The organism is Paenibacillus sp. GCM10027627 (genome assembly GCF_042675505.1).
Lineage (GTDB): Bacteria > Bacillota > Bacilli > Paenibacillales > Paenibacillaceae > Pristimantibacillus.
Map to the genome: position 1 here is coordinate 396,954 of NZ_JBHTHB010000004.1, position 25,107 is coordinate 422,060.

At 50.4% G+C, this 25,107-nt stretch carries 25 protein-coding genes; 5 read left to right on the forward strand and 20 right to left on the reverse strand.

Annotation, left to right across the window (positions count from 1 at the left end; genetic code table 11):
* Positions 1 to 214: 214 nt before the first annotated feature.
* The gene (locus tag ACFQZE_RS16445) at positions 215 to 1,456 is read left to right on the forward strand and encodes a lytic polysaccharide monooxygenase (protein ID WP_379358903.1); all 1,242 of its coding nucleotides are present in this window, start codon (positions 215 to 217) and stop codon (positions 1,454 to 1,456) included.
* A gap of 91 nt (positions 1,457 to 1,547) precedes the next feature.
* On the opposite strand, the gene ACFQZE_RS16450 is transcribed toward ACFQZE_RS16445, so the two are convergent.
* Positions 1,548 to 2,321: a protein-glutamine gamma-glutamyltransferase gene (locus ACFQZE_RS16450; RefSeq protein ID WP_379358905.1), complete on the reverse strand. Its 774-nt coding sequence runs from the start codon at positions 2,319 to 2,321 to the stop codon at positions 1,548 to 1,550.
* A 92-nt stretch (positions 2,322 to 2,413) separates the two neighbouring features.
* The gene (locus tag ACFQZE_RS16455; protein ID WP_379358907.1) at positions 2,414 to 3,193 is read right to left on the reverse strand and encodes a Cof-type HAD-IIB family hydrolase; all 780 of its coding nucleotides are present in this window, start codon (positions 3,191 to 3,193) and stop codon (positions 2,414 to 2,416) included.
* A 234-nt stretch (positions 3,194 to 3,427) separates the two neighbouring features.
* Between ACFQZE_RS16455 and ACFQZE_RS16460 the strand changes: the two genes are divergently transcribed.
* Positions 3,428 to 4,252, forward strand: coding sequence for a hypothetical protein (locus ACFQZE_RS16460; RefSeq protein ID WP_379358909.1), 825 nt, complete (start codon positions 3,428 to 3,430; stop codon positions 4,250 to 4,252).
* 67 nt (positions 4,253 to 4,319) lie between these two features.
* On the opposite strand, the gene ACFQZE_RS16465 is transcribed toward ACFQZE_RS16460, so the two are convergent.
* Both ACFQZE_RS16465 and ACFQZE_RS16470 read right to left on the reverse strand, forming a co-directional pair.
* Positions 4,320 to 4,715, reverse strand: a complete 396-nt coding sequence (locus tag ACFQZE_RS16465; RefSeq protein ID WP_379358911.1) for a hypothetical protein — start codon at positions 4,713 to 4,715, stop codon at positions 4,320 to 4,322.
* A gap of 107 nt (positions 4,716 to 4,822) precedes the next feature.
* On the reverse strand, positions 4,823 to 5,107 hold the full coding sequence (locus ACFQZE_RS16470) for a hypothetical protein (RefSeq protein WP_379358913.1): 285 nt from the start codon (positions 5,105 to 5,107) through the stop codon (positions 4,823 to 4,825).
* Between the two features lie 606 nt (positions 5,108 to 5,713).
* Here ACFQZE_RS16470 and hflX point away from each other — a divergent pair.
* Positions 5,714 to 7,000 (forward strand): GTPase HflX, encoded by a 1,287-nt coding sequence (gene hflX / locus ACFQZE_RS16475; protein ID WP_379358915.1) that lies wholly within the window; start codon positions 5,714 to 5,716, stop codon positions 6,998 to 7,000.
* 117 nt (positions 7,001 to 7,117) lie between these two features.
* Here the strand turns inward: hflX and ACFQZE_RS16480 are convergent, their stop codons facing one another.
* Positions 7,118 to 8,134, reverse strand: a complete 1,017-nt coding sequence (locus ACFQZE_RS16480) for an RDD family protein (RefSeq protein ID WP_379358917.1) — start codon at positions 8,132 to 8,134, stop codon at positions 7,118 to 7,120.
* Between the two features lie 181 nt (positions 8,135 to 8,315).
* On the opposite strand from ACFQZE_RS16480, the gene ACFQZE_RS16485 reads away from it, so the two are divergent.
* Positions 8,316 to 8,456 (forward strand): hypothetical protein, encoded by a 141-nt coding sequence (locus ACFQZE_RS16485; RefSeq protein ID WP_379358919.1) that lies wholly within the window; start codon positions 8,316 to 8,318, stop codon positions 8,454 to 8,456.
* 66 nt (positions 8,457 to 8,522) lie between these two features.
* Here the strand turns inward: ACFQZE_RS16485 and ACFQZE_RS16490 are convergent, their stop codons facing one another.
* The 10 genes from ACFQZE_RS16490 to glpK form a co-directional block, all read right to left on the reverse strand.
* Positions 8,523 to 8,654 carry a hypothetical protein gene (locus tag ACFQZE_RS16490; protein WP_379358921.1) on the reverse strand — a complete coding sequence of 44 codons (132 nt, stop codon included), beginning with the start codon at positions 8,652 to 8,654 and terminating at the stop codon, positions 8,523 to 8,525.
* 29 nt (positions 8,655 to 8,683) lie between these two features.
* Positions 8,684 to 9,676, reverse strand: a complete 993-nt coding sequence (locus ACFQZE_RS16495; protein WP_379358923.1) for an ABC transporter permease — start codon at positions 9,674 to 9,676, stop codon at positions 8,684 to 8,686.
* Positions 9,673 to 11,163 carry a sugar ABC transporter ATP-binding protein gene (locus ACFQZE_RS16500; protein WP_379359287.1) on the reverse strand — a complete coding sequence of 497 codons (1,491 nt, stop codon included), beginning with the start codon at positions 11,161 to 11,163 and terminating at the stop codon, positions 9,673 to 9,675. Before ACFQZE_RS16500 ends, ACFQZE_RS16495 begins: the two co-directional genes overlap by 4 nt.
* Positions 11,164 to 11,285: 122 nt before the next feature.
* Positions 11,286 to 12,395 (reverse strand): sugar ABC transporter substrate-binding protein, encoded by a 1,110-nt coding sequence (locus ACFQZE_RS16505; protein WP_379358925.1) that lies wholly within the window; start codon positions 12,393 to 12,395, stop codon positions 11,286 to 11,288.
* A 91-nt stretch (positions 12,396 to 12,486) separates the two neighbouring features.
* The gene (locus ACFQZE_RS16510) at positions 12,487 to 13,746 is read right to left on the reverse strand and encodes an ATP-binding protein (protein ID WP_379358927.1); all 1,260 of its coding nucleotides are present in this window, start codon (positions 13,744 to 13,746) and stop codon (positions 12,487 to 12,489) included.
* A 280-nt stretch (positions 13,747 to 14,026) separates the two neighbouring features.
* On the reverse strand, positions 14,027 to 14,944 hold the full coding sequence (locus ACFQZE_RS16515) for an aldo/keto reductase (protein WP_379359289.1): 918 nt from the start codon (positions 14,942 to 14,944) through the stop codon (positions 14,027 to 14,029).
* Positions 14,945 to 15,122: 178 nt separating this feature from the next.
* Entirely contained in the window at positions 15,123 to 15,812 is a 690-nt protein-coding gene (locus tag ACFQZE_RS16520) for an AIM24 family protein (RefSeq protein WP_379358929.1), read from the reverse strand.
* Positions 15,809 to 16,252 (reverse strand): hypothetical protein, encoded by a 444-nt coding sequence (locus tag ACFQZE_RS16525; protein ID WP_379358931.1) that lies wholly within the window; start codon positions 16,250 to 16,252, stop codon positions 15,809 to 15,811. Before ACFQZE_RS16525 ends, ACFQZE_RS16520 begins: the two co-directional genes overlap by 4 nt.
* A 122-nt stretch (positions 16,253 to 16,374) precedes the next feature.
* A complete protein-coding gene (locus ACFQZE_RS16530) occupies positions 16,375 to 18,060 on the reverse strand; it encodes a glycerol-3-phosphate dehydrogenase/oxidase (RefSeq protein WP_379358933.1) in 1,686 nt (561 codons plus the stop codon).
* A gap of 146 nt (positions 18,061 to 18,206) precedes the next feature.
* Positions 18,207 to 19,691, reverse strand: coding sequence for a glycerol kinase GlpK (glpK, locus tag ACFQZE_RS16535; RefSeq protein WP_379358935.1), 1,485 nt, complete (start codon positions 19,689 to 19,691; stop codon positions 18,207 to 18,209).
* Between the two features lie 257 nt (positions 19,692 to 19,948).
* Here glpK and udk point away from each other — a divergent pair, with 257 nt between their 5' ends.
* Positions 19,949 to 20,584: a uridine kinase gene (udk, locus tag ACFQZE_RS16540; protein ID WP_379358937.1), complete on the forward strand. Its 636-nt coding sequence runs from the start codon at positions 19,949 to 19,951 to the stop codon at positions 20,582 to 20,584.
* Between the two features lie 1,100 nt (positions 20,585 to 21,684).
* Here the strand turns inward: udk and ACFQZE_RS16545 are convergent.
* The 5 genes from ACFQZE_RS16545 to ACFQZE_RS16565 form a co-directional block, all read right to left on the reverse strand.
* Positions 21,685 to 22,188, reverse strand: a complete 504-nt coding sequence (locus ACFQZE_RS16545) for a DsrE/DsrF/DrsH-like family protein (protein ID WP_379358939.1) — start codon at positions 22,186 to 22,188, stop codon at positions 21,685 to 21,687.
* A gap of 267 nt (positions 22,189 to 22,455) precedes the next feature.
* Positions 22,456 to 22,719, reverse strand: a complete 264-nt coding sequence (locus tag ACFQZE_RS16550) for a metal-sensitive transcriptional regulator (protein WP_379359291.1) — start codon at positions 22,717 to 22,719, stop codon at positions 22,456 to 22,458.
* 88 nt (positions 22,720 to 22,807) lie between these two features.
* Positions 22,808 to 23,035 (reverse strand): sulfurtransferase TusA family protein, encoded by a 228-nt coding sequence (locus ACFQZE_RS16555; protein ID WP_379358941.1) that lies wholly within the window; start codon positions 23,033 to 23,035, stop codon positions 22,808 to 22,810.
* A 28-nt stretch (positions 23,036 to 23,063) separates the two neighbouring features.
* Positions 23,064 to 24,218 carry an MBL fold metallo-hydrolase gene (locus tag ACFQZE_RS16560; RefSeq protein ID WP_379358943.1) on the reverse strand — a complete coding sequence of 385 codons (1,155 nt, stop codon included), beginning with the start codon at positions 24,216 to 24,218 and terminating at the stop codon, positions 23,064 to 23,066.
* A gap of 3 nt (positions 24,219 to 24,221) precedes the next feature.
* Positions 24,222 to 24,812, reverse strand: coding sequence for a sulfurtransferase TusA family protein (locus ACFQZE_RS16565; RefSeq protein WP_379358945.1), 591 nt, complete (start codon positions 24,810 to 24,812; stop codon positions 24,222 to 24,224).
* Positions 24,813 to 25,107: the final 295 nt, after the last annotated feature.

Genomic DNA, 25,107 nt, shown 5'->3' on the forward strand with positions numbered 1-25,107 from the left:
CATAAACTGGAGATTGATTGCGATATAGACACATAAATTGCCAATTAAACAAAGGTTCTGATTGTATATAATCTGAAATATTCTCACTTTCTTCTATGTATAAAGAATTATTTACCAATAATATGACCCATGCTATACTTTGTCGCGGAGGTGACCTGCGTTACTTTAATATTTTGCCTTTCTGCGTCATCCACTACCGAAGGAGGAATTATAAATGACTAACGAAACAGCAGCAATACGGCGCGGGGCAAATCCGGCCACCCTGTTCATGGCGCTTGGCGCAATGGCGCTAGCCCTCGTCCTCTCCATCCTGCTATCCGAAAGCGCAGCCGCGCACGGATATATGGAATCCCCTGCAAGCCGGGCCTACATGTGCAAGGACAAGTTAAATACGAATTGCGGAGCCGTTCAATACGAGCCGCAAAGCTTGGAGTCGATCGGCAACTTCCCTCAATCGGGACCTGCCGACGGTCAAATTGCTGGCGCAGGCGTTTTTAAAGAACTGAATGAGCAAACGGCTACCCGCTGGAAAAAGGTTGAGCTTCGCGGCGGTAAACAAACGTTTAAGTGGAAGCTGACAGCGAACCATGTTTCCGAAAGCTGGAGCTATTATATAACGAAAAAGGATTGGGACCCGTCGAAGCCGCTTACTCGCGACTCGCTGGAGCCTAAGCCATTCTGCTATATCGACTACAAAGGTGCTAAGCCTCCGACAAGCGTTTCCCATGATTGTGAAGTTCCAACAGACAGAAGCGGCTATCACCTCATTTTGGGGGTATGGGAAATTGCTGATACCGTCAATGCGTTTTACCAGGTGATCGATGTTCAATTAAGCAACGACGGCACTGTGCCTCAACCTGAGCCGGAACCGGAGCCGACTAATCCGCCTGCCGCGCCAAGTAAGCTTGCTTCTGCGCTGCAAACGGCAAAATCGATCGTGCTTAGCTGGCTGCCTGGCTCATCCACTATCAGCATCAAAAAGTTCGATATTTACCGCGATGGCGTTCTGTGCGGATCGACATCCCACACCACTTTTACGGATGAGGGCTTAAAGGCTGATACTGCCTTTACGTATACGGTACGCGCCACCGATGCGAACGGCCTTGTATCCGATCTCTCCGCTCCGCTAACAGTCAGAACGCTGAAAGAGGAAACCGGCGGTGAAAACGGCGGCGGAAATAGCCAGTTGCCGGTTTGGAATTCGAAAACCGTCTATGTAAAAGGAAATAAGGTCCAATACGGCGGATTGGAATACGAAGCGCAATATTGGACGCAAAACAATACTCCGGACACTTCTGCTGCCTGGAGACTGCTTACCAAAACGACCGTGGAATGGAGCAGCAACAAAGTTTATCTCGGCGGCGACCGGGTCGTCTTCAACGGCGTGGAATATGTTGCCCGTTGGTGGACGCAAGGCAGTCGTCCCGACCAATCCGATGTTTGGGTCAAGGCTTAAACATTAACCCCTATAACCAACAAAAGGCTGGGCCGCGTCATCACGCGATCCAGCCTTCCTTTTTCGCAACAAGCTTCAAAACCATGAATCATTACCGACGGAATCGTGCTGTCGTTGCTTCTCCGTCTCTCATCGTGAGCGACTGGACTTCCGCAAAATCCGGACGAAGCACCAAGTTTTGCAAAAAAGCCGAAATCATGCTGCCCGGCACCCTTGCCCGGTTAAGCTGAGCAATAATCTCTTGAGAGGAGTCAATACCGATGCCATGCCCAAAAAACAAGTTGTCATCGAGCAAAATCGCATTTTCCCCTTGCCACTCTGGCGTCGAAGGATCATGATCCGGATTTTTGAAATAGAGCACGTCGCCAGGATATGTCTCATTTAGATTATAGGACGTTTCAAGCTGCAAATCTTGATCCGTCTGCCAGTCTCTAAGAAACAGGTTGCGGAAATGGCGGTTGAACGCCGCTTCGCCAATCGTGTCCAGCACCGCTTTGTACATAATAATGATAATAGCCGTTGCGCATTCAAAACCGTACAGTTGACCTTCATTAAAAATATCGTTTACCGCAGCAGATGGCGGTACTCCGGGCCTAAGCAAAAATCCGCCATTAGGTACCCGAATCCAATACTGCGGGTTGCTGTGGGAATTTTCGAAGGTTGCAAAGTTTACCCCGCTTTGATGCATCGCTCTCGCCGCATTCACAATATTCGACCTCAGCTTCAGCTCAAAAACAAGCGCATTAAGCGACGGATACTGATATAAAGCAGGACTGCTCATTTTCCGGTTCAATATTTTCTTCTCAAACTCCGTCAACATCCCTGGCGGAACTTGTACGGGACTGCCGTCCAATATTACAATCACGCGCCTACCTCCAAACCGATTAGGTTGATTAGGTTATTGTACGTAGGCATCGTTCGATTGGTGAGTTGAAAATAACCGGATTTCCTCAACGTCTAAACCGCCAGTAATCCTGCCTCAATTAATCCGTTGCGAATGCCTTGCTCGTCCACATGCGTCGTGACGTAATTGGCAAAAGGAAGCAGTTCCGGATGGGAATTGCCCATCGCCACGCCAAAGCCGACGTAATGCAGCATTTCCTTGTCGTTCAGGCCGTCGCCGAAGGCAACTGCGTCTTCCGCCGTATAGCCCAGCTTCTCCAGCAAAGCCGCAATGCCTTGAGCCTTGGAGCCGCCGAAGGGCAGCACGTCCATCGCCTGCGGATGCCAGCGAATAAGCGTAAACTCCGATTTCAGCTCTTCATACAACGGCTCGTCGCCGCTTTCGCAGTGCAGGAATACTTGGAAGATGTCATCCGTCCGCCAAAAGTCGGGGTTATAGCCGGGAAAATCCACTTTCAGCGACAATATCGCATCGTTAATAAAGGGATGACTCTCCCGATCTGAGCAATAGGTATGCTCCCCCTCAAAGACGAGTCCGTGATCGTGACGACCTGCAAGTGCAACCAGCTTCTCCAATGCGCTTTTGGTTATTTCACGCCTGTACAAAGGCTCCCCTTTGTATACGACGTAACCGCCGTTTAAACATACATACGACTCGATGCCCAGCATCTCCGCCAGCGGCTTAATAAAATATGGGGCTCTGCCCGTCGCGATAACCGGCTCGATCCCTTTCTCCTTCAACTCCCGGATCGCTTTTACAGTATCCGCCGGAATCTCCTTATCTTCGTTTACCAAAGTGCCGTCTATATCAAAAAAAACGATTTTGTAGCTCATGCTGCCATTCTCCTATCCTTTTTTTCTTTAGTATAAAGAAGTGGAGAGGTTACGGCTAGTACGGAAATGAAAGGATATGCCGACGAATTGACCGTCCCTCGAAGTTGGTGTATAGTAGTTAAAAATAGTAATCGGCCAAGCGGGAAGCACCCGCAAGGTATGACGCCAGTCGTCTACCTTGCGGGTGCTTTTTGCCGTTCTTCGCCGTTGCTCAGTCATAAGGAGGTTTTTGAATTGAAAATATCGCTGCTTTCATTATGCCTGATCTGGATCACCGCCATTGCGATTGCTTCATCGCCTGCCGTCTCGTTTGCCGCTCCTTTCGAGCTGTCGGCCACGGCCAAAGCCGCCTTCAACAAAATTGTGGAAAAAGCCGAGCCCGTAACCGCCGCCTTATTGAGGCAGCATTATGCGGATCTTCAGACGCTACAGCGGCAGGAAACGGACTGGGATGCCAAAATTAAAGCGCTCCACTACCGAAATGAAAGCAAGGACAAGGAGCTGCGCAAGCGGATTAAAGGAATCGACGCGGAACATATTCGTTCTTTGCAAGCCAAGCTGTTAGAAACCGAAGGGAAATACAAACCTCTGTTTGACCTCTACGAGGCACAAAAAAACCAGCTTAGACTGGCAAAAGCGCTCAGAAACAAAGAATTGACCTCCATCGTCAACGCGCAGGTAGAGATTACCCGAATTGCCGTACAAGCTGCAAATAAAGAAATCAAAGCAAAGGAAGACGCCGTCAAAAAGGCCAAATCAGCGGCATCCGCCAAAATGTCGGCAGTTCGCAGCATCCTCTCCGCCAACGAAGCGACGGCTCCCCAACTGAAGTCGGTCAAAGGATTAGCCAGCAGCCTCAAGAAGCAGTTTGGCACCGAATCGAAAGCGCTGTCCGCATCCATTCGGAGGGGAGACGCACCGGGAACGTCCACTTCGCTTGCCCGCCTTCTCGTATACGAACGTCAACTATTAGTTTATAAAGCTAATCACTACGGTTATGAAGATAGCATATCCGCAGTTCTAGCTCAGGCAGAAGCCAAGCTATTGAGCTATAAATAAGCAAAAGGCGGCATGAAAACGGACTCTCCGTTTTTCCAATGCCGCCTTTTTAATAAGATGAGCTGCCTTATCCAGATTTGCGCACATTCCGTACAATAGCTGCGATAGCCTCTACCAACAAACCTGCGGCAATTCCGAGCGCCGTTATCATAAGGAAAGACAAAAATCCGACCAAATCCTCCCATCCGGATCGATCATCCGCCATTGTAGCCATAAGCACAAGACCCAATAGAACTCCAATACTGGATAGTCCCCATAGCCACTTGGCTCCAAGCCATCCCGCAAGACCAAATACGAACGAAAGAACCGCTGCCAGAAGCAGAAACCTGAAAGCATGCACTGCGGTAACTGCTTGATCCATTAAACCGAACCGAACCAGCCCAATTCCCGCTCCGAAAATAAGAGTAGACACCGCCGAAATGATCCACCATTTGCCGCTTCTTGCCTTCGGAATCCAGCTCATCGAAGCCACTCTCCTTTGGGAGTTATCCTTCTTGCCCTTCCACTTGTTTAACGTCAAACCTTCTTAAATGGTTTCGCCCCCGAGAGGATCAATTCCTCTTTTAAACACTATGCTCTCCGCTCTTTATTTTTGCGGTATGTGCGCTTTGGGAAAAAGGTTTTGTAGATCGCAATCGTATGAAGCGCATCCTTTGCACAGGATACGAGGTTCCCCTCATCGTCCACTACGATGAGCGAGCGGGTCACTTTGTTGCGATACGAAAAGCCCGCTTCATCCTGTCCCGCATATTGCAAATACCCCATCATTCTATCTGCCTCATGGCGATGCTCCCGTTCCAAATACAGCCGGATAGGAGCGCTCTTATCCTGGGGTCCCTTCTCTTCCTCCATCACAATTCACTGCCTCCTTCAAATCATAAAAGCGCCGTACACGCAGAATTTCTTCTGCACATACGGCGCTTCCGTTTTGGTGTGGTTTATTCAATTTAACACGAATGGTATGGCCGGGCAACTCCCTCAAGCGGTGGAGATTTCTTTAAACCGTTCTCTCGGTTGCTCTCGGTTTTCAAGTATGCTACACTGTTCTCATTCCAAGGATTGGAGGGTTACGTGTTGATTGATTATATCCGAGTTAGGTCTTTGCGCGGCTAATTGAATAGCGCCGAAGCTCTGCGTACACGCAGAGGACTCAGGATTGGTCTGTCTACTTACATTCGTAACCACCCATAGTACATTGCTGAACATTTTTTGAAGCCGATTAATTGATGATTCGCGAGTGACACGTCTAACGTTAGCGTCGTCTATACGCAAGCATCAGAATGTCTACTTTAATTAGGTTCTCAATTAGCCAGCGACTATGGAAGACCATTCACCCTACTGGAACCAGTTATATCTGGTTTATGGGCGACTCCGAACTCCTCTTGCGACGATGTGAGCACAGGCGATGGCGCCTGTGTTTTTTGATTTATTAAACGTTGTGAATTTAAGGAGGACCTATAGATGACAAAATTAACGGATTTAACGGAAATGCAAATACAAAAAGCGATTATCGTTGGCGTTCAGCTTCAAAAGGATACCGACTTCGCTTATTCCATGATGGAGCTTCGCAATTTGGCGGCAGCCCGTTATGTGGACGTCGTAGATGAGCTATCGCAAAAGGTGGAGCGGATCAATCCCTCCCACTATATTGGAACGGGCAAAATTCAAGAGCTGAAAGCACTGCTTGAGGCCCATGAAACAAACATGGCCATCTTTAACGATGAGCTGTCCCCTTCTCAAATCCGCAACCTGGAGTCCGAACTGGAATGTGTCGTTATGGACCGTACCATGCTTATTTTGGACATTTTCTCAGAACGAGCAAAGACAAGAGAAGCTCAGCTTCAAGTCGAAGTCGCACGGCTTCAATATTCCCTCCCAAGGCTAGTCGGGCTCCGGGCATCGCTTGGCAGGCAGGGCGGCGGATCGGGATTAAAAAACAGAGGCGCCGGCGAAACGAAGCTGGAGCTCGACCGCAGACGGATCGAAGAGCGAATTACCGCTCTTCAGGCGGAGCTTGAGAAGCTCGTGGCTACCCGTCAATTGCAAAGAAAGAAACGCCAAAAAAACGAAATGCCCGTTGTCTGTTTAGTCGGCTATACGAATACAGGCAAATCAAGCTTGATGAACGCCATGCTTGAGTTGCATGATCCCGAAACATCCAAGCAAGTGTTTGTGAAAGACATGTTATTCGCCACACTGGAAACGTCGGTAAGAAGCATCGAGCTGCCCGACAACAAATCGTTCCTTCTGACGGATACGGTCGGATTTGTCAGCCAGCTTCCGCATCATCTCGTCAAAGCGTTCCGCTCCACCTTGGAGGAAGTGACGGAAGCGGATTTGCTTATACATGTCGTAGATTTTGCCCATGAGGACTATAATCAGCTCATTGCTGTCACGAATGAAACGCTTGCTGCGCTTGGCGCGGAAGATGTTCCGACCGTTTACGCCTACAATAAATGCGATCTGACCGACCATCCTTATCCGCAAGCTACCGACAGCAGCATTTATATGTCTGTTAAAGAGCGGAAAGGATTGACCGAGCTGGTCGACTTGATCCGAGGCCGCATTTATGACGATTATGTCGTACGCGAAATTGTCATTCCTTACGATCAAGGACGGCTTGTCTCTTATTTTAACGAGCATGCTCATGTCATCTCCACCAGTTACGAGGAGGAAGGAACCCGGATGAAGCTGGAATGCAGCCTTGCCGTCTATGATCGGCACCGGGGCGACTTTACCGAGCTGTAAGAGCAAGGTACAGTGAGGCGGCGGCACATGCGCAGCCAAATAGTGCAAAAATGAAAAAACCTTCGGAACCGCATTTGTTGCGGAATCGAAGGTTTTTTCAATTGTTATTGTAGCCGTTTAAGGTGCGACTACTTGGAGAGAATTAGCCATATCCTTTAGCTCTTGCCGAGAACTATTTGAATCTGTTAGCGGCGTTAGGGCGTACAACTGGAGGAAATATTTATCCGTTTCAATTATGGTAGACAAATACCAATAGGTATCCCCTTCGGCAGTTGTAACGTTGAATTGATATTGGAAGCCATAGTGCCCGTTTATAGCCACATTTTCAAAGGAGTCCATAGTTACATCTTCATAATGGTCATAAACCGCAGATTCGGCAAAATCGGCAATGTCATTGAGGGTGAACGTTTCATCTTTAGGATGAGCAATAAGCATAGCGTACTCTCCGGTTGTTAAGTTTTCAATGGCAAGCTCAGGCCCTTCATAAATATCCGTTTGGGTCCAATCTGGTCCTGCCGACAATTCGAACTTCCCGCTGGAGCTCACAAAGCTCTCTTGAATATCCGGTCCGATCATGCCGCCTTTTACTTTTGAACCGACAGCAATATTTACGACAGCTCCGGCAAGTGTAACGACCAATAAAGCAACAGCGATCAATGTGTACAAAAGCGGTTTTTGACGTCCTGTATCCGGCAAATCTCTAGAATTGGCCACATAAGTATCCGCAGCCATATCGCCAACCCGTTGCTTTTTACTCGAAATCAATACGCTAATGCCAGCCGGCAAAGCCCCTAATAAAAATGGATTTGTATCAACAATCCTCAAGGAAGAGCGAATTAGCCCCTTTACAAAACCTGGCGCCTTCCCGTCGGCATTGATCGCACGAATTTGGAAAATGCGCTTGCCGACCGTATACCCCGTCAGCCCTTCCAACAGAACATAATAGAGAATTATATATAACAGGAAGATAGCAAGTCCGCCAAAAAACGCGTCTTCTTTTAACAGTAATAAGAAGCTTCCTGAGCAAGCTAGAAAGATAAAATCAATAACGGTTGCTCCCCAACGTTTGAAAAAGAGGGAGCTGCCGTACCTTTTCATCAAACTTTCCGCAAACTTCTCTTCTGTCATATTCATTTCCGCATATCCCTGTCGGGCGGAAAAATGTTGAGCCGCGCTAGGCGGAGCGTTCGGCGGTACATTTGACTGTTGGTATGGCGGCTGGTATGGCTGTTCGAATGGTGAGCCAAATGGCGGTACGCCCGATGTCGCGTTTGACGGTGCAATTGGCAGCACATTAGGTGGTACATTTTGCGATATGCTCAATGGAACATTTGGCGGGCCATACGCTGGTCCGTTTGATGGTACGTTTAGTGGTGCATTTGGCAGCGGTACGTTAACCGGCGCATTCGACGGCTCATTGGAAGATCCATATGAAGGTATTTTTGGCGGACCATAGGAAGGGCCGTTCGATGGTGCATTTGATGAACCATTTGGTGGTACATTCACTAGCCCGTTTGACGGATTATTTGTTGCCGATACATTCGTTGACCCGTTTGACGGCCCATTTGTTGGTACATTCGTTGACCCGTTTGATGGCCCATTTGGTGGTACATTCGGTGGCACATTTGGTGGTTGGTTCATCTCTAGCAGTCATCCTCCAGTTTATGTTTATCTAGTTAGCAGCTAGTGCTTACGCTTGTAATAGGTTATCGCCAGCGCAAGAGCGAGTACGGAGCCTTTTACAATATCCATCGCATAATATGGAACGGACATCATGATGAGGCCATTGGACAACAGCCCGATCAGCACCGCTCCAATAAACGTTCCAAACGCGTTCGGCTTGCCTGCACCGAGAACGGAATAGCCGATAAAAGCGGCCGCTACCGCATCCATTAAGTAAGGGGCACCGGAGCTCACTTCGGCATTCATCACGCGAGCGCCAAGCACAATGCCGCCTAGACAAGCAAACAATGCGGAAAGCACATAAGCGAGAAGTCTATATTTGCTGACCGCGATACCCGACAGCTTCGCCGCTTCGGCATTCCCGCCGATCATGTACATATAGCGGCCATGCTTCGTATAAGTAAGAAATAAATGAACGAGCAATACGGAAACGAGCATGATCACAATAATCCATGGCACTTTTCCGAGTTCGGAGAAAAGAGCAGGAATTTGCCCCGTGGCAAAATCGCCGCTTGGCATAATCATATTTTCCGAGACGGTAGCCCCTTTTGTATAGGTGAGCGCCACTCCCTGAAAAATGAACATCGTCGCCAACGTCATAAGCATATCTTGAATTTTAAAATTAATGACGAGAAAGGCGTTTACTAGTCCCACCGCAAGACAGAATAAAAGAGTGATCGCAATGCCGAGCCCTATATTTTGACCGTGCCAGACGAACATGGAAATGACTAAAGCGTTCGCCAAAGAAGCCGTGGAGCCAACGGACAAGTCAAACCCGCCGACGGACAACGATACGGTAAGGCCAATCGCAATAATAGTAACGATGGATATGGATCTGAGGATGTTAACAATATTAGCGGAAGTCAAAAAATTGTCCGTCATCGTCCCGAAAAAAATAATGAGCAGCAAGATCGTAATCAGCGTTCCATACTTGTACAAAAATTCAAATGCGCCTGTCCCTTTTTTGGTTGCGGCTATGGGGGTGCTATTCATCGTTGTATGCCTCCCGTGCTGTACAGCATCAATTGTTCTTCGTTCGTCCGAGCCGTCTCCAGCTCATGCGTAATCGCTCCGTCGTACATGACGTAGACGCGGTCCGTAATGCCCATCATTTCCGGCAATTCGCTGGATGCGTAAAGGATGCTTTTGCCCCGGCCCGCCAGCTCCGCAATCAACTCGTAAATGTCCCGTTTCGCTCCAACGTCGACGCCTTTGGTCGGCTCGTCGAAAATGTACACTTCCGCATCGGCGAGCAGCCATTTGCCGATGGCGATTTTTTGCTGATTGCCGCCGGACAAATTACCGGCCTTCGCATGTTCGTCCGGCGTTTTGATGCCGAGTCCGTCCACAATGCCCCTCGCCGCCACGCGCTCCTTGCCCCGGTCCAGCCATGCGAACGCGCGGGCATAGCGCTTCAAGCTTGCAGCCGATAAGTTGGCCGCCACCGACTCCTCTACAAAAATGCCTTCCTTCCGGCGTTCTTCAGGGACAAGCGCCAAGCCGCCTTTTACAGCCTGATGCGGGTTGTTCGCCCTCAGCTTGCTCCCGTTTAGCCACAGCTCCCCGGAAGAAAATTCAGAAGCGCCGAACAGCGCCCGGCACAGCTCTGTTTTGCCCGCTCCGACCAGTCCGGCTAGTCCGACGATTTCTCCTTTTTTCACAAAAAGGGACACATCGTTTATTTTGCCGCCATCGCAAATGCGCTTAGCTTCAAAGGCAATTCCGCCAATGGCGCCGATTCTTTTTGGAAACTGTCCTTCCAGCTTTGCGCCAAGCATATGCTCCACAACTTGATGAGGCTCAAGCTCCGCCATCTCATTTCGAGCAACTAATCGCCCGTCGCGCATAATCGTAATATCGTCGCAAATCTCGTAAAGCTCCGGAAGCCGATGAGAGATGAAAATAACGCCTACCCCTTCCGCTTTCAGCAAGCGAACGAGGGCAAAGAGCGCTTCCGTCTCGCTCCGGCTAAGCGGAGCGGTCGGCTCATCCAGCACAAGAAAACGGCATTGCATAGACACGGCTCTAGCAATAAGCACCATCTGCTTTTCGGCAAGTGTAAGCTCCTGCACAAGCTTGCCCGTAGGCACGCTAACCCGCAGCCTCTCCAGCACCCGCTTCGCCTCGCGATGCAGCTCTCCCCACTTGATGATATGTTTGCCGCGCATCCCGTGAACGGTATGCTCCATCATAATGTTTTCCCCAACGCTCAAATTGGGAATAAGCGCAATGTCCACTTCTTGATAGACAATTTGGATGCCAAGCTCTTTGGCATCTCTCGGACTTCGAATATGGACCTGCTTGCCATCCAGCCAAATTTCACCGCTATAGTGGCCGTATGCGCCCGACAGCACTTTCATCAGCGTCGATTTTCCCGCTCCGTTCGCTCCAATGAGCGCATGGCTTCTTCCGCTCTCTGTATGGAAATCTACTTCGGTCAGCGCCTGCACCCCGGGGAAGGCAATCGATATGCCTTTCATCTCCAGTCTGCCGCTACGTCGTTCCGCCAAGAGCCGCACCTTCCTCTCCAAACAGGATAGAGCGCCCCCATCCACTGGACAAGGGCGCTTGCAATTTGAAACTATTATAGCATCAAACGGGATTATTTGGCATTAGCTTCCTTAAGAGCTTTCATCCAATCTTCTTCAAAAGCGGTTGTCGTTCCCCAGCCTGGAACGATGTTCGCCAGCGTTGCCACATTTACAGGCTCGGAAGACTTTTTGAGATCCTCCTGAGTGATCAAAGCCGCATCCAGATCGTAGGTTGCAGGCGTTTCTTCTTGGGCCAGCTTTTTCGCAGCAATTCTTAAATTAACCGCTCCGATCATCTTCGCATCGACGGCCGCTGTAGCCGCCCAAGGGCTGTTCGCTTCTTGCATAGCTTGCAAATCGGCGTTGGAAACGTCAATGCCGTAAATTTTAATTTCCGTACGTCCCGCTTCTACCAAAGCGCGAGTCGCTCCAATAGCAAAGGCGTCCCACGTAGCGAAGATCGCGTCGATCTCCCCTTTTGGATATTTCGTCAGCATCGCCGCTACCGCATTTTGCGTTTCAACCGAAGTGTTTGCCGAAGCAACTCCGAAGCGGTCTACCTCTTTAATGCCAGGATACTTAGCAAGCACATCTTGATAAACATTGTTGCGGCGAACCATCGGCGGGAAGCCGTCTACCCACAAATAAACGATTTTTGCTTCCTGACCGTGCTTTTCTACCAGCTCATCCAAAGCGTATTGCGCCAATGCCTCGTCTTTTTGCGAGGTGAGCGTCACGCCTTCTACTGAAGTAAGCTCGCCTACGGAATCAAATGCGACAACCTCAATGCCTTTTTCCCTCAGTTTGCGAACCGCATTAACCGTTGCCGGATCATCGCCATGCGACAGTACAACCGCATCCGCATCGCTATTCGCCGCCTGCTCGATAGCATCTAGAAACTTGGCCGTATCGTTGTTAGCGGAAAAGGTGTCCACCTTAAAACCAAGCGCCTCTCCTTCTTGCTTGGCTCCCGCCAAAAATTGAGCGGTATGGTCGTCGCCGCCGATTTTGCGAATGACTTTAATGTTAATATCGCCCTTCTCTTTAAGGGCGGCAGGAAGATTTTCGACTTCTTTGAGAGCTCCCCCGGATTTGCCGGGATCCGCTCCACATCCCGTTGCCGCAATTACAATAGCCAGCAGCAGTACAAGCAGCACGCTTGTCCGATTTTTCTGTTTCATTCTGACTTCTCTCCTTATGTATGTAATAAACTGTTAATACAAGTAATCCTATCGGATAAAATTTGAAGCGTCAATACATTTCCAGAATATTTTAAATCTTGTATTGCCGGAAGGCTAGTGTAAAGGTAGTTCCTTTCCCTTCTTCGCTGCGAATATCGATTTTGCCTTCCATCTTCTTAATAATACTGAATGAAATCATAGTGCCAAGGCCCGTTCCCTTCTCCTTGGTTGAATAATAGGGTGTGCCTAGACGTCTGAGCTGCTCTTGCGACATCCCGTGTCCGGTATCTTGGATGCTGACCAATGCTTTGTCGCTTCGCATATCCGTCACAAGCTCCAAAATTCCCCCATCCGGCATCGCCTCTATCGCATTTTTCCCAATGTTGATCAGCGCCTGCCGAAACTTATTGCGGTCACCCATTATGCAAGGCTCAGTCCCTTTGGTCAGCATCACATTCAGCTGCACACGGTTCAAACGCGCGTAAGCCGACAAAATATTGGACAAATACTGGATTTCGGCATTCAAATCGAGCTTATCCATCGTCTCGGGATCGGTTTTGGTCAACGACAAATAGTCCGAAATAATATGCTCCGCACGCTCCAGCTCAGAGAAGCATATTTCTTTGTAAAACTTGCGCTTTTCGGCATTGAGGCCGGAAGTTCCAAGCAAATAGACAAAACCTCTAACCGACGTTAAAGGGTTGCGAATTTCGTGAGCTACTGAGGCGGCCATATCGCTGATCAGCCTCATTTTTTCACTTTTGACCACTTCCTCTTGCATCTCGTAATACCGATTGACGAACTCGATAAAATAGACGCTCAAGCCTATAATGACAGCTTGCATAGCATAGGTTAGCAAGGTTTGCAGCGGCTTGTTCGTAAACAGCTCAAGCTTGCCCTCAAGCGATAAATAAGCGGTAAACGTGATCAGTTTTACGAGTGTGCATGCCGCCATGGCCAGCAAAATTTTTTGACTCAGTGCAGCATGCTTATACCAACGAATAGCTGTCAGCACAATGAAGTAACTCGGCATAAACGACATGGCATAGATAACCGTGGCGGGGTAGCCAAGCCAAAAGCGGCCGGCCATGAGAGTGACAAACAGCATAAAAGAAACGGCTCCACCGCCGTACAACGAACCAAGCACGAGCGGCACGGAACGAAAGTCGTAGGTAAGTCCGTTGAAATAGACGGGAAAACACATCGTCACAATAATTGCGGTGGCACAAAGAAGATAGAGCAATACCCGAAACGGCACGTATTTGTTCTTTACCTTTCGAATATAGGGGTACAGCATAAACGGCGAAGAAATAATAAGCATATTCAGCAAAAAATCTTCCAGAAAGAGCACAGGATAAGCCCCCTTAATCCGTTATGCTTCTGTTCTTTATCGCGATCCAGCACTACAACATTCAATATAGCATAATTTGACTGGGTTTACTGAAAAAAATATAGGGAAACTATCGCCTCAATGCGGTCCCTTCAACAAAAAAACCAAAAATCGGCGAAAGAAACAATCGCAAATTTCTGGTTTAAATTAATCTCTTCTAGGTGATATCGCTCAGCTTAAAAAGCTTAAAGGGGAGCCTGTCGGCCCCCCTTTTTTTCGTTTGCGCTAAAGCACAAGCTGTTTATTGTACATCTTGTGGATGCGGCTCTGTTACCAGTTCAGCCGCTTTCGCGTTGGATTCCACTTGCGCCGGGTCTTTGCAGCCCGGAATAACCGAAGTTACAGCCGGATGCTTAAGGCACCAAGCGAGCGCCCAGCTTGCCATATCGACTCCTTGCGGAACTTCCTCGCGGCCAATGCGCTCTACTTCCGCAAGCTTCAGCTTAGTCGCTTCCGCGTCGTGGCGGTGGCGGACGTCATTGCCGGCGAATACGGCGCCCGGCTTGTACTTTCCGCTCAAATAGCCGCTCGCAAGCGGCACCCGCGCCAGTACGCCGAGGTCTTGCCGCTCGCAGGATGGAAATACGCGCTCTTCCGGCGTACGGTCCAGCCTGTTATAAACGACCTGGATCGTTCTGGAATTGACTTTGGACGAAGCATCCGTCTGATGCAAATTGTCGTTGCTGCCGATGGATGTGCCCAAAAAGCGGATTTTGCCCGCTTCGATTTGTTTATCGAGCGTGGTCCACAGCTCGTCGTTGTCGAAAGAAGCGTCGGGACCGGAATGGAACTGGTAAAGATCGATGTATTCCAATTTGAGCGACTGCAAGGAAGCGTCAAGCTGCTTCACAACACCTTCTGCATCAAAAACATCCGTTCTCGTGAACAGGTTGTGGAAATGATGGCCGAACTTCGTTGCGACGATCCAATCCTCGCGATTTCTGCGGCTGAGGTAATCCCCGATCAGCCTTTCGGACAAATGGTCGCCGTAACATTCTGCCGTATCGATCAAGTTGATGCCGAGCTCATGCCCTTTATCCAAAATGGCGTCCGCTTCCGCTTGAGTATATTCCCGTCCCCATTCTCCGCCAAACTGCCAAGTGCCGATGCCGACGACCGACACGTTCAGATCCGTGCTGCCTAACCGTCTGTACTTCATCATTCCATCTCCTCTCCGTTTATAAGCATTCGTCCTTATTATACTCCCTCTCGCCCTGCAATCAAAACGGCATGTCCGTAAAGCGAATCGTGAGCGGAGAAAGAGGCTTTAAACCCGTCCTCTGAGACGACGGCGAGACATACGGAAATAAAAAAAGAATGCTCCCAAAAGAGCACTCTTACTTAATATAAACGCTGCCGAACGGAAGCACCTCTCTAAGCAGCCGTTTGATCCAGCTTTCATCCATCAGCTTGTCCTGCAAATCTCTGTCGCGGGAGCCGGTTTGGATCAGCACGGGACCCTTGCCCCGCAGCTCCCACTGCACATTCATATGCTGGCTGGCCAGCGAGTTGCCGTAGACGGACAACCCAATGCTCGCGTCCTCGGGATAAGCGACAAGCGCGCTTTTGTCCACAAACAACGGGCGTTCGGGGTGGAGCTGAATCGAAGCGAGTTCTCCCGCCGTCAAAATACCGAGCGTGCCCGGCCCCGAAAATTTGATCCGCATCAATTCTTTCGTAATCCAGGCCGTTTTCCACTTTAATACTTTCGTTTTGAAGGTCATCCCTTCCGAAAATAAAGCTACATGGCGGAAATCGAACAACAGATTGCTTTCACCGGGGATATCGATAACCTCCAGCGAAAAGCCGGCCGGCAAGCCGAGAAGCAGCTCGGACGGGCCTTGCAGCCGGGAACGAATCCACTTCTTCTTGCGGTAGACGCCGCCCAAATCCATAAAACGGTCCTCGCGGCTTCGCGGAGCCCCTTGATAAGCGACGATCGATTGAGGATTGAGCACATGGAGCGCTTCACTATCCTCTAGCCTCACACGCACAAATCCGACTTGGGCGGGAGTCGTTATGTTCATGGCAGCGTTACTCCTTGCCTTTCTCTTCCTTGCTTGCGCCAAACGGCATAGCGCCAAATCCGAACGGACAGCGCATAGGCAGCCGCAAGCCCAATAATAATGCCCGCCGCCCACATCGCCTTGCGGTACAGCGACTTCCGGCTCGCCTCCGCTTGCTCCATCTTGGTGACAAGCGCCTCGTTCTCCGCCATGAGCGCTTCATTTTGCTCGCGGTACGTTTCGTTGCTTTCAATTAAAGCCTGAGTTTGCTGCCGGGACTGCTCAAGCTGAGCCTCCATCTGCTTCGCAGCGGCATCGTACTGCTCCTGCATTTCCTTCAACTTGTCGGGCGTTTCATAAATATCTTTGATGCGGTCGATCACATTCGCTTCGGCCGTATTAGCCGCAAACGGGAACAATAAAAGTAAAACGATGGCTGCCGCATATGCTTTCATTTTCATAGGGAGATCACCCACCTGCTTCTTGCAGAAACGGACACGCCGAATCCGCTAGGCTATTTCCCTTATTCTATCATATTTTTGTCGGTTGCTGTCGTATGAAAGATTGCCAGAAAAATAGATGTCTAAGCTTCAACAGGCTTTACCGCTTCCAGAAGCCGTCTCTCCAGTTCCTCCTCATGCCGAATCCGCTCATCCTTCGACCAGCCGAGCTGCTCCGCCATAATGGCGATCACCGCGCCCTTCCATCGCTTCGCCTCTTCCATCCGAAAAAACAGGCTGCCCGTTCGCCGGATCAAAAAATCGGCAGGAGTCGCAGCCATTTCCCGGTCCATCGCATAACGAAGCTGAACCGCCCAAGGGAGCGGCAAACGATGCCGCTGCACCCATTCCCGCACTTCTGGCTCATAGGCAAATATAGCGTCCACATTCGCTCCGTAACGCCGGGCCAGTTCAAGCGCTGCTTCCCGCCCGAAGCCGAGCTTCTGTCCGTTCTCCGCTTTTTGCACAGCATACGTTTCAAATGAAGCCGCTCCGCCAACTTCCCCGCCCGAAAGAGGAATGGATTCCGTCCGGCATTCCCCAAAGCGGCCTGGATGCCCTTCCTTTTTCAGCAAAGACGCCACTCGGTTCACGACCGATTCCGCCATCTTGCGGTAGCCGGTCAGCTTGCCCCCCGCTATGGAGACAAGTCCGGATGGAGACACAAAAATTTCGTCCCTCCGCGAAACTTCCGACGGTGCCTTTCCTTCCTGCTGAATAAGCGGCCTAAGCCCCGCCCAGCTCGACTCCACATCTTCCGCTTTCAAGCCCAGTCCGGGAAACATGTGGTTGGCCGCTCGAAGCAAATAAGTACGGTCTTCTGCGCTCATCGTTGGGCTCGCCGTATCACCCTTAAAGTTCGTATCGGTTGTGCCAAAATAAGTTTTGCCTTCGCGAGGAATGGCGAAAACCATGCGTCCGTCCGGCGTATCGAAATAAACCGCTTGCCGCAGCGGAAATCTTCTCCCGTCAAACACCAAATGGACTCCTTTTGTGAGCCGCAGCGTCTTGCCTTTTTTCGAGCCGTCCAGCTCTCGCATGTCGTCTACCCATGGCCCGGTGGCATTTACCACCTTAGCCGCATAGATGCGGAACTCCCTGCCGCTTGCGGCATCCTGGATCAACGCCCCTTGAAGCTTGCCGCCGTCGTCCTTCAGCCACTCCCGAACTTCCGCATAATTGACGGCAAGCGCGCCGTATTCCGCCGCTTTTTTCATCGTCTCAATCGTCAGCCTCGCGTCGTCCGTCCGATATTCGACGTAATAGCCGCCTCCTTTGAGCCCATTCCGTTTAAGCAGCGGCTCTTTGGCAAGCGTCTCCGCTCCGCTCAGCATTTTACGGCGCTCTCCCCTCTTCACCCCGGCGAGAAAATCGTAAACGCGCAGTCCAATGGAAGTGGACAGCTTGCCGAAGGTGCCTCCTTTATACAGGGGGAGCAGCATCCATTCCGGCGTCGTAATATGAGGTCCGTTTTCGTAGACGATGGCCCGTTCCTTGCCAACTTCCGCCACTACGCCGATTTCCAGCTGCTTCAAATAACGCAAGCCGCCATGCACAAGCTTAGTTGAGCGGCTGGAGGTGCCCGCCGCGAAGTCCTGCATGTCCACCAAACCGACCTTCATCCCTCTCGACGAGGCGTCAAGCGCGATGCCCGCTCCCGTGATGCCGCCTCCAACAACAAGCAAGTCAAGCCGCTCCGCTTCCATCCTCTCCAAAATGGCAAGTCGGTTCTGGGCGCTGAACATAATCGGCTGCTTTTCTTTTTCCATTGGCATTCCCTCCCGGCAACCCTCCTAGTATCGTATGGTTATCTTAACCGAATTGCCGCCATTTGCCACATCCCTTTACAAAAAAACCGCAAACCCCCATTCTTCTCGAAGAAGAAGTGACGAGTTTGCTGATCGATTTGCCTTTTCTAAAAAGCCATAGCGGCCTTGACCGCTCTCTGCCAGCCGGCGTAGAGGCTTTCCCTACGATCATCCGGCATTTCGGGATGGAATACCCGATCGACTTTGCGCAGTTTCGCCAGTTCTTCGCGACTTCCCCAAAAGCCGATGGCAAGCCCCGCCAAATAAGCGGCGCCAAGCGCTGTCGACTCCAGCTCGGATGGACGCTCCACAGGCACATGCAGCATATCGCTTTGGAATTGCATAAGGAGATCGTTGGACACCGCCCCGCCGTCAACGGACAAGGAACGGAGCGACAAGCCGGATTCCTCTTCCATCACATCAAGCACATCTCTCGTTTGGTATGCGAGCGACTCCAGCACCGCTCTTACAAAATGGGCTTTGGTCGTACCGCGTGTAAGACCGAATACGGAGCCCCTTACGTCGCTATTCCAATAGGGCGTGCCGAGCCCGACAAAGGCGGGAACCACGTATACGCCATCCGTCGACTCCACCGATTCCGCCAACTCCTCCGTCTCAGCAGCGCTGCCGATTAGCCCGAGGCCGTCGCGCAGCCATTGCACCGCTGCTCCGGCGACAAATACGCTGCCTTCGAGCGCATATTCCAGCTTGCCGCCCACTTCCCACGCGATAGTGGTGAGCAGCCCTTTTTGCGACTGGATCGCCCGCTCTCCGGTATTCATCAACATAAAGCAACCTGTACCGTACGTGTTTTTGGTGGCCCCTTCTTCAAAAGCCGTCTGGCCGAACAAAGCCGCCTGCTGATCGCCCGCCGCTCCCGCGATGGGAATCGGACAGCCGAACAGCTCCTGCTCGGTATAGCCGTATATTTCTGAAGATGACTTCACTTCAGGCAGCAAAGATTGTGGAACATTGAGCAGATGGAGCAGCTCTTCATCCCATTGCCTTTTATGAATATTAAACATGAGCGTTCTCGATGCGTTGGACACATCGGTCACGTGACACTTTCCGCCAGTCAAATTCCAAATCAGCCAAGTTTCAATCGTGCCAAATAACAGCTCCCCGTTGGCGGCTCGCTCGCGTGCTCTAGGCACATTTTCCAGCAGCCAAGTCACCTTTGTTCCCGAAAAATAGGCGTCGATAAGCAGGCCCGTTCGCTCGCGCACCGCCGCGTTATGCCCTGCCGCCTTGAGCCGCTCGCATATGCCGGACGACTGCCGGGACTGCCAGACGATTGCGGAATGGATCGGTTTTCCCGTCGATTTGTCCCAGACGACCGTCGTCTCCCGCTGATTCGTAATGCCGATAGCAGCTATGTTTTCTGCTCCAATGCCGCTCGTCGCCAGCACTTCGTTCATCACCCGCTTTGCCGACTCCCAAATGAACAAAGCATCCGCTTCCACGGCTCCCGGCTCGGGATACTGAAGCGGAAGCTCCTCGCGGGCAATCGCGACAATCCCCCCGCTTTGGTCCACAAGCAGCGCGCGCGTACTCGTCGTCCCTTGATCCAGCGACAACATATATCCTTTCATCGAATCCCCTCCCGGCTTTGTCCTCTATATGAACTCTCAATCCTATAAAATAACTCCGAATCGGACATTGTTAATCTAGGCCATACTATTTCCCACAAGCGCTTTCATTGCATTCTGAGCTATCATTATACGTAACTTCACCCCTAAATTATATAACGATTTTTTCCTTAAGACGATCTGGGATGAAAAACGTCGCTCGCTATGCTACAATACTTGAGTTATGTTGGCACTACAATTCAGGAGGGTTATGCAACCGCATGCTTATTATAGGAATCGCAGGAGGAACGGGCTCCGGCAAAACGACCGTGGCACGCTCCGTCATTGACAATATGGGTGAAGAGAATGTCACCTTTATTTCGCAGGACAACTATTACAAAGAACAGTCGCAGCTCAGCATGAGCGAACGCGAGGTCGTCAATTACGACCATCCGCTTGCTTTTGACAATGAGCTGCTTATTCAAGATTTGCTTCTGCTTAGAGGGGGCTCCCTTGCATACGCGCCTGTTTACGATTTTACGGTACACGGCAGATTTTCGGACAAAAAAATTGAGCTGAAGCCGAATCCCATCATCATTTTGGAAGGGCTGCATGTCCTCTCGGATGAAAGGCTTCGCAAGCTGCTTGATATAAAAGTATTCGTGGACACCGATCCCGATGTCCGCATTTTGCGCAGGGTTGTGCGTGATATCGAAGAGCGCGGGCGCTCCATTCAGTCCATTCACGACCAATACTTGAACACGGTCAAGCCTATGCACGAAGCTTTTATCGAGCCGTCGAAAAAATATGCCGATCTCATTATTCCCGAGGGCGGCCACAATCAAGTCGGCATTCAGCTTCTGTCCATCCTGACCGAAAAGTATTTAAACAGCGGCAAAGATTGGGAATCGAAATAAGGGTGCCCCCGTCAGGAAAGGGAGTTGTCCCAAAAGTCATTTTTGATCTCCCTCCCCATGTTTACTATTTTTTTAAACAATAAAGAAGCCTTCAAACCCACTGTAGCGGTGGATTTGAAGGTTTTTTGGCTTTGCATTTGGGACCGGCTCGATTGTCGTTCCCTTTTGGGCAGCTTCTTTACTTTTTTTGCGAAAAAGCACAACCTTGGAAAAGTAGTGCCCGCCGTTGCCCGTGCGGGAAACCGCTGGAGCTCTCGGGGAGCCCCCTTTCGGGACATTTAGTTGTGCCAGAAACCACTGGAGCTCTCGCGGCGTACCCTTTCGGACTTTTTAGTTGTGCCAAAAACCACTAGAGCTCTCACAGCGTGCCCTTTCGGATATTTAGTTGTGCCAAAAACCACTGGAGCTCTCGGGGAGCCCCCTTTCGGACTTTTAGTTGTGCCAGAAACCACTAGAGCGCTCGGGGAGCCCCCTTTCGGACATTTAGTTGTGCCAAAAACCACTAGAGCTCTCACAGCGTGACCTTTCGGATATTTAGTTGTGCCAAAAACCACTGGAGCTCTCTCAGCGCACCCTTTCGGATATTTAGTTGTGCCAGAAACAACTAGAGCTCTCGCGGAGCTCCCTTTCAGACTTTTAGTTGTGCCAGAAACCACTAGAGCTCTCACAGCATGACCTTTCGGACTTTTAGTTGTGCCAGAAACAACTAGAGCGCTCGCGGAGCTCCCTTTCGGACTTTTAGTTGTGCCAAAAACCACTGGAGCTCTCGGGGAGTCCCCTTTCGGATATTTAATTGTGCCAAAAACCACTGGAGCGCTCGTGGAGCTTCCTTTCGGACATTTAGTTGTGCCAGAAACCACTGGAGCTCTCACGACTCGCCCTTTCGGATATTTAGTTGTGCCCAAAAGCCTTGAGGTCGGGTGGCTTTCGTTCTCCCACAATCTGCTATAGAAGACAGCTATAGACCCAAAACAGGAATAGCTGTGAAGGGATGAATTGCGCTCCTCAACATCGCCATTCCTTTAGTTGTGCTGCTTTTGATTCAAACAAGCCATCTCGTTAAGCAAGAAAACTTACTTTTGGGACAGCCCAATCTTTCTTTATATAAACAAATTGACCTTCGCTTCTGACGCATCGCCCAAATAAGCCGCCACGCCGGCATACTGCATGCCGTCAATCAGCTCCTCCTGCTTCAAACCAAGCAGGTCCATTGTCATCGTGCACGCAACCAGCTTGACGCCTTGTTCCTGCGCCAGCTCAATTAATTGCGGCAGCGTAAGCGCGTTATGCTTTTTCATAACATGCTTGATCATTTGGGGGCCCATGCCCGCCATGTTCATTTTAGACAATCCAAGCTTCCGGGCTCCTCTTGGCATCATCCACCCAAACATTCGCTCCAGCAAGCCCTTGTCCGTTTGGACGGGCTCATCCTTCCGCATCGTATTCAGTCCCCAAAACGTAAAGAAAATAGTTACTTCGTGATCGTAAGCCGCCGCCCCGTTCGCAATAATAAAAGCCGCTATCGCCTTATCGAGATCGCCGCTAAACAGAACGATCGTTGTCCTTTCCTTCTCCTGCACAAGAGCCGCAGCTTCCGCACTCATCCGGCACCCTCCTCTAGACTGCAATTATTGTTTAGATTGAAATTATTGTTTAGATTGAAATTATTATTTAGGCTTCAATTATTGTTTAAATTGCGATTAATTAGACTGCAATTATTGTTTATACTGCGCTTTTCTTTTTTCACAAAATACCCTGCAGGGTATTAAAAAACTCAAAATAAAAGGAATGATATTTTGTCTCCTGACTCCACCATCATCCCGTTCTTTGCGAATTGCTCAAATGGCTCTATCGATCCCGCCGCACGCCCTTTATCGGCTTTTGATCAACAGCTCAACAGCCTCTTGAACAAGCTTCCCTGTATCTCCGCCCCGCTCGATTTCTTCCACAATGCATTGCTCCAAATTTTGCGCCACAATATAGGCCATCGCCTTGTCGGCTGCGCTGCGGACGGCGGACAGCTGTGCAACGACATCTTTGCAGTCCTTGCGTTCCTCCATCATTTTCAGCACGCCGCGTACTTGCCCTTCCATTCGCTTCAGCCTGCGAGTCACATTTTCATCATATTGATGCATTTCTTCCGCCGCTCCTTTCAGTTCACGATCTTTCATACCCCTAAGGGTAATATAGCTCGCTAAAGCGGGAATAGCAATAGGGGCTCCATTACTGCTTTCGGACATAGAAAACAAAAACGCCATCCTCTACCTCATGTTTCACCATCTCATGCTTAGTGCCTTTCACCCATGCTCCAAAATCTTGCACCGATCCCCGGTCCGTCGACAGCACCTTCATCACTTCGCCGGCTGCCATGCCATCAAGCGCTTTTTTCGCTTTTACAATCGGCATCGGACAGGCCATTCCTTTTGTATCGACTACTTTATCAGCTTTCATCGTGTATCCTTCCTTTCCTTTTATCGTTTTAGTTACCGTGAACCGCGCATCTATTCGGGCCGAGTTCCATCTCGCTCTGCTCTTCCAGCGACGGTTGCAGCTTTCCCATATTCGTTTCGCGTATAGCGGTAAATGAGTTAGGCTGCGGCGGAAGCTGTTCCGTTACCGTCCTCCTGAAAGCAGCCGGACTGTCCAGCTTAAGACCGGGATTGCTTGCAAACAATTCGCCAAGCTCCGCTGCCACTCTGCCGTCCTCGCCAAGCTCTTCAATGCCGGAATAATGTGCGGGCAAAACCACCAGTCTTTTGGAAAGCAGAGGATATCGCTCGTAAAGCGTCGTCCGCAAATCGCCCGCCCAATCCTCCGCTTGACCAGCCAAATCCGGCCGGCCGATTGAAGAAACAAATAAGATATCACCGGTCAATAGATAGCGACCGTCGATTAGAATCGAAGTACTGCCAATCGTATGGCCCGGCGAGTAAAGAGCACGCAGCTCGGATTTTGAGCCGCCAATCGGGATGACTGCTCCTTCTTCCAGCTTCTCATAGATAAAGGCCACCCCTCCCGCATCCTTTGGAGGCAGCCAGTACACCGCTCCCGTCTTCTCCGCCAGCTTTCGGCCGCCTGAAATATGATCCGCATGGAGATGAGTATCTATCGTGTGCTTAATGACAGCCCCTTGCTCCGCCGCGAACCGTTCATACACATCCGTAGTCCGTATGGCATCAATTACTGCGGCTTCCCCGTCTGATATTGCCATATAAGATAAGCAGCCTTTGCCAAGCCGCACAAACTGGTACAGCGATCCGCCGCCCTCCAGATCCCCGATTTTAACTGGCTCCACATGCTCGCTCCACGCCTTCATACCGCCCTTCAAATAGCGAACGTCTGCCATGCCCGCCTCGACCAACTGATCTGCTACAAAAATAGAAGAGCCCTCCTTCGCGCAGACGACCAAAACCTCCTTGTCGCGCGGCAGTTGCCGAATAGCTTCTTCTACCCCTTCCAGCAATTCAAAATACGGAATATTGACGCTTCGTACTCCTCGCCCTTCAATCGTCCAATTGGCAAAGTCCTCCTCATTGCGGACATCCAATATAACCAGCTCTTTTCCACTTACCACATAGCCTGCGAGCTGCGCTGCATCCATTGCTTTTGCTTGGACTTCACTCTCTTCCGCCATGCTTTATCCCTCCTTTTCCCCATCCCAAGACGCCATACCCGGCAGCACATTCCACACGTTCTTAAAACCGTTGTCCGCAAGCAACTGACAGGCCAAATCGCTCCGCTTCCCCGTTCGGCAAATAACAAATAGATTTTGCTCTTGATGAAGCTCGGATAAACGGTTTTCCAATTCCCCTAAAGGCAGCGACCTAGCTCCTGATATATGACCAAATGCAAACTCCGCCGCTTCCCTTACATCCAGCAAAACAAGCTCTTCACCATCTCGCAGCTTGGCCGCAAACTCCTTGTTGGAAACGGTTTGTGCATAGCTCGGTTCAGCACCGGCTTCGCTCTGCGACAGCTTACGCACATAATGTCTAAGCACTCCGCCCTCTTCCATCGATCCAAGAAAGTCGTGACCGGCCTTTTTCGACCAGGATTGCAAATCCGCGAGCGAGCCTTTGTCCGTCGCCTGTATTTCAATCACTTGGCCCGCAGCCATACCGTCCATTGCTTTTTTCGTACGTACAATCGGCATCGGACATGCAAGACCGATACAATCCAGACTTACATCCACCCGTAGGCTCGTCTGCCGCTTTAGCTCGTTGCTCATCTGTCTGACCCTCCATCGCTATATACTATAGGGGGTATATAAAAGTTTAAAAAAATACTTTCTCTTCGATTTCCTACCCTCATGCACGACTGCCAACTGCCGCAAAAGGAATTCTGAAGGGAAAGCCCTTAATACCCTATGGGGTATATAATATGGCATGCAAGCTCTGCTGTCAACCTTTAAGCTCATATATAATTATGGGATTACCATCTAAACTGTACTTCAAGCTCGTATTCCGACTTTATGCCTTCGTCCCCTCCTCTTCCAATGAAAAAAGGCCGCCAAATCGGCAACC

What these genes read in the sequence shown, in the direction of transcription:
- ACFQZE_RS16445 (WP_379358903.1), top strand. Translation starts at nt 215, where the DNA reads ATGACTAACGAAACAGCAGCAATACGGCGCGGGGCAAATCCGGCCACC.
- ACFQZE_RS16455 (WP_379358907.1), bottom strand. Translation starts at nt 3,193, where the DNA reads ATGAGCTACAAAATCGTTTTTTTTGATATAGACGGCACTTTGGTAAAC.
- ACFQZE_RS16465 (WP_379358911.1), bottom strand. Translation starts at nt 4,715, where the DNA reads ATGAGCTGGATTCCGAAGGCAAGAAGCGGCAAATGGTGGATCATTTCG.
- hflX (WP_379358915.1), top strand. Translation starts at nt 5,714, where the DNA reads ATGACAAAATTAACGGATTTAACGGAAATGCAAATACAAAAAGCGATT.
- ACFQZE_RS16480 (WP_379358917.1), bottom strand. Translation starts at nt 8,134, where the DNA reads ATGAATATGACAGAAGAGAAGTTTGCGGAAAGTTTGATGAAAAGGTAC.
- ACFQZE_RS16485 (WP_379358919.1), top strand. Translation starts at nt 8,316, where the DNA reads ATGCTCAATGGAACATTTGGCGGGCCATACGCTGGTCCGTTTGATGGT.
- ACFQZE_RS16490 (WP_379358921.1), bottom strand. Translation starts at nt 8,654, where the DNA reads ATGACTGCTAGAGATGAACCAACCACCAAATGTGCCACCGAATGTACC.
- ACFQZE_RS16495 (WP_379358923.1), bottom strand. Translation starts at nt 9,676, where the DNA reads ATGAATAGCACCCCCATAGCCGCAACCAAAAAAGGGACAGGCGCATTT.
- ACFQZE_RS16500 (WP_379359287.1), bottom strand. Translation starts at nt 11,163, where the DNA reads ATGAAAGGCATATCGATTGCCTTCCCCGGGGTGCAGGCGCTGACCGAA.
- ACFQZE_RS16505 (WP_379358925.1), bottom strand. Translation starts at nt 12,395, where the DNA reads ATGAAACAGAAAAATCGGACAAGCGTGCTGCTTGTACTGCTGCTGGCT.
- ACFQZE_RS16515 (WP_379359289.1), bottom strand. Translation starts at nt 14,944, where the DNA reads ATGAAGTACAGACGGTTAGGCAGCACGGATCTGAACGTGTCGGTCGTC.
- ACFQZE_RS16520 (WP_379358929.1), bottom strand. Translation starts at nt 15,812, where the DNA reads ATGAACATAACGACTCCCGCCCAAGTCGGATTTGTGCGTGTGAGGCTA.
- ACFQZE_RS16525 (WP_379358931.1), bottom strand. Translation starts at nt 16,252, where the DNA reads ATGAAAATGAAAGCATATGCGGCAGCCATCGTTTTACTTTTATTGTTC.
- ACFQZE_RS16530 (WP_379358933.1), bottom strand. Translation starts at nt 18,060, where the DNA reads ATGGAAAAAGAAAAGCAGCCGATTATGTTCAGCGCCCAGAACCGACTT.
- glpK (WP_379358935.1), bottom strand. Translation starts at nt 19,691, where the DNA reads ATGAAAGGATATATGTTGTCGCTGGATCAAGGGACGACGAGTACGCGC.
- udk (WP_379358937.1), top strand. Translation starts at nt 19,949, where the DNA reads ATGCTTATTATAGGAATCGCAGGAGGAACGGGCTCCGGCAAAACGACC.
- ACFQZE_RS16545 (WP_379358939.1), bottom strand. Translation starts at nt 22,188, where the DNA reads ATGAGTGCGGAAGCTGCGGCTCTTGTGCAGGAGAAGGAAAGGACAACG.
- ACFQZE_RS16550 (WP_379359291.1), bottom strand. Translation starts at nt 22,719, where the DNA reads ATGCATCAATATGATGAAAATGTGACTCGCAGGCTGAAGCGAATGGAA.
- ACFQZE_RS16555 (WP_379358941.1), bottom strand. Translation starts at nt 23,035, where the DNA reads ATGAAAGCTGATAAAGTAGTCGATACAAAAGGAATGGCCTGTCCGATG.
- ACFQZE_RS16560 (WP_379358943.1), bottom strand. Translation starts at nt 24,218, where the DNA reads ATGGCGGAAGAGAGTGAAGTCCAAGCAAAAGCAATGGATGCAGCGCAG.
- ACFQZE_RS16565 (WP_379358945.1), bottom strand. Translation starts at nt 24,812, where the DNA reads ATGAGCAACGAGCTAAAGCGGCAGACGAGCCTACGGGTGGATGTAAGT.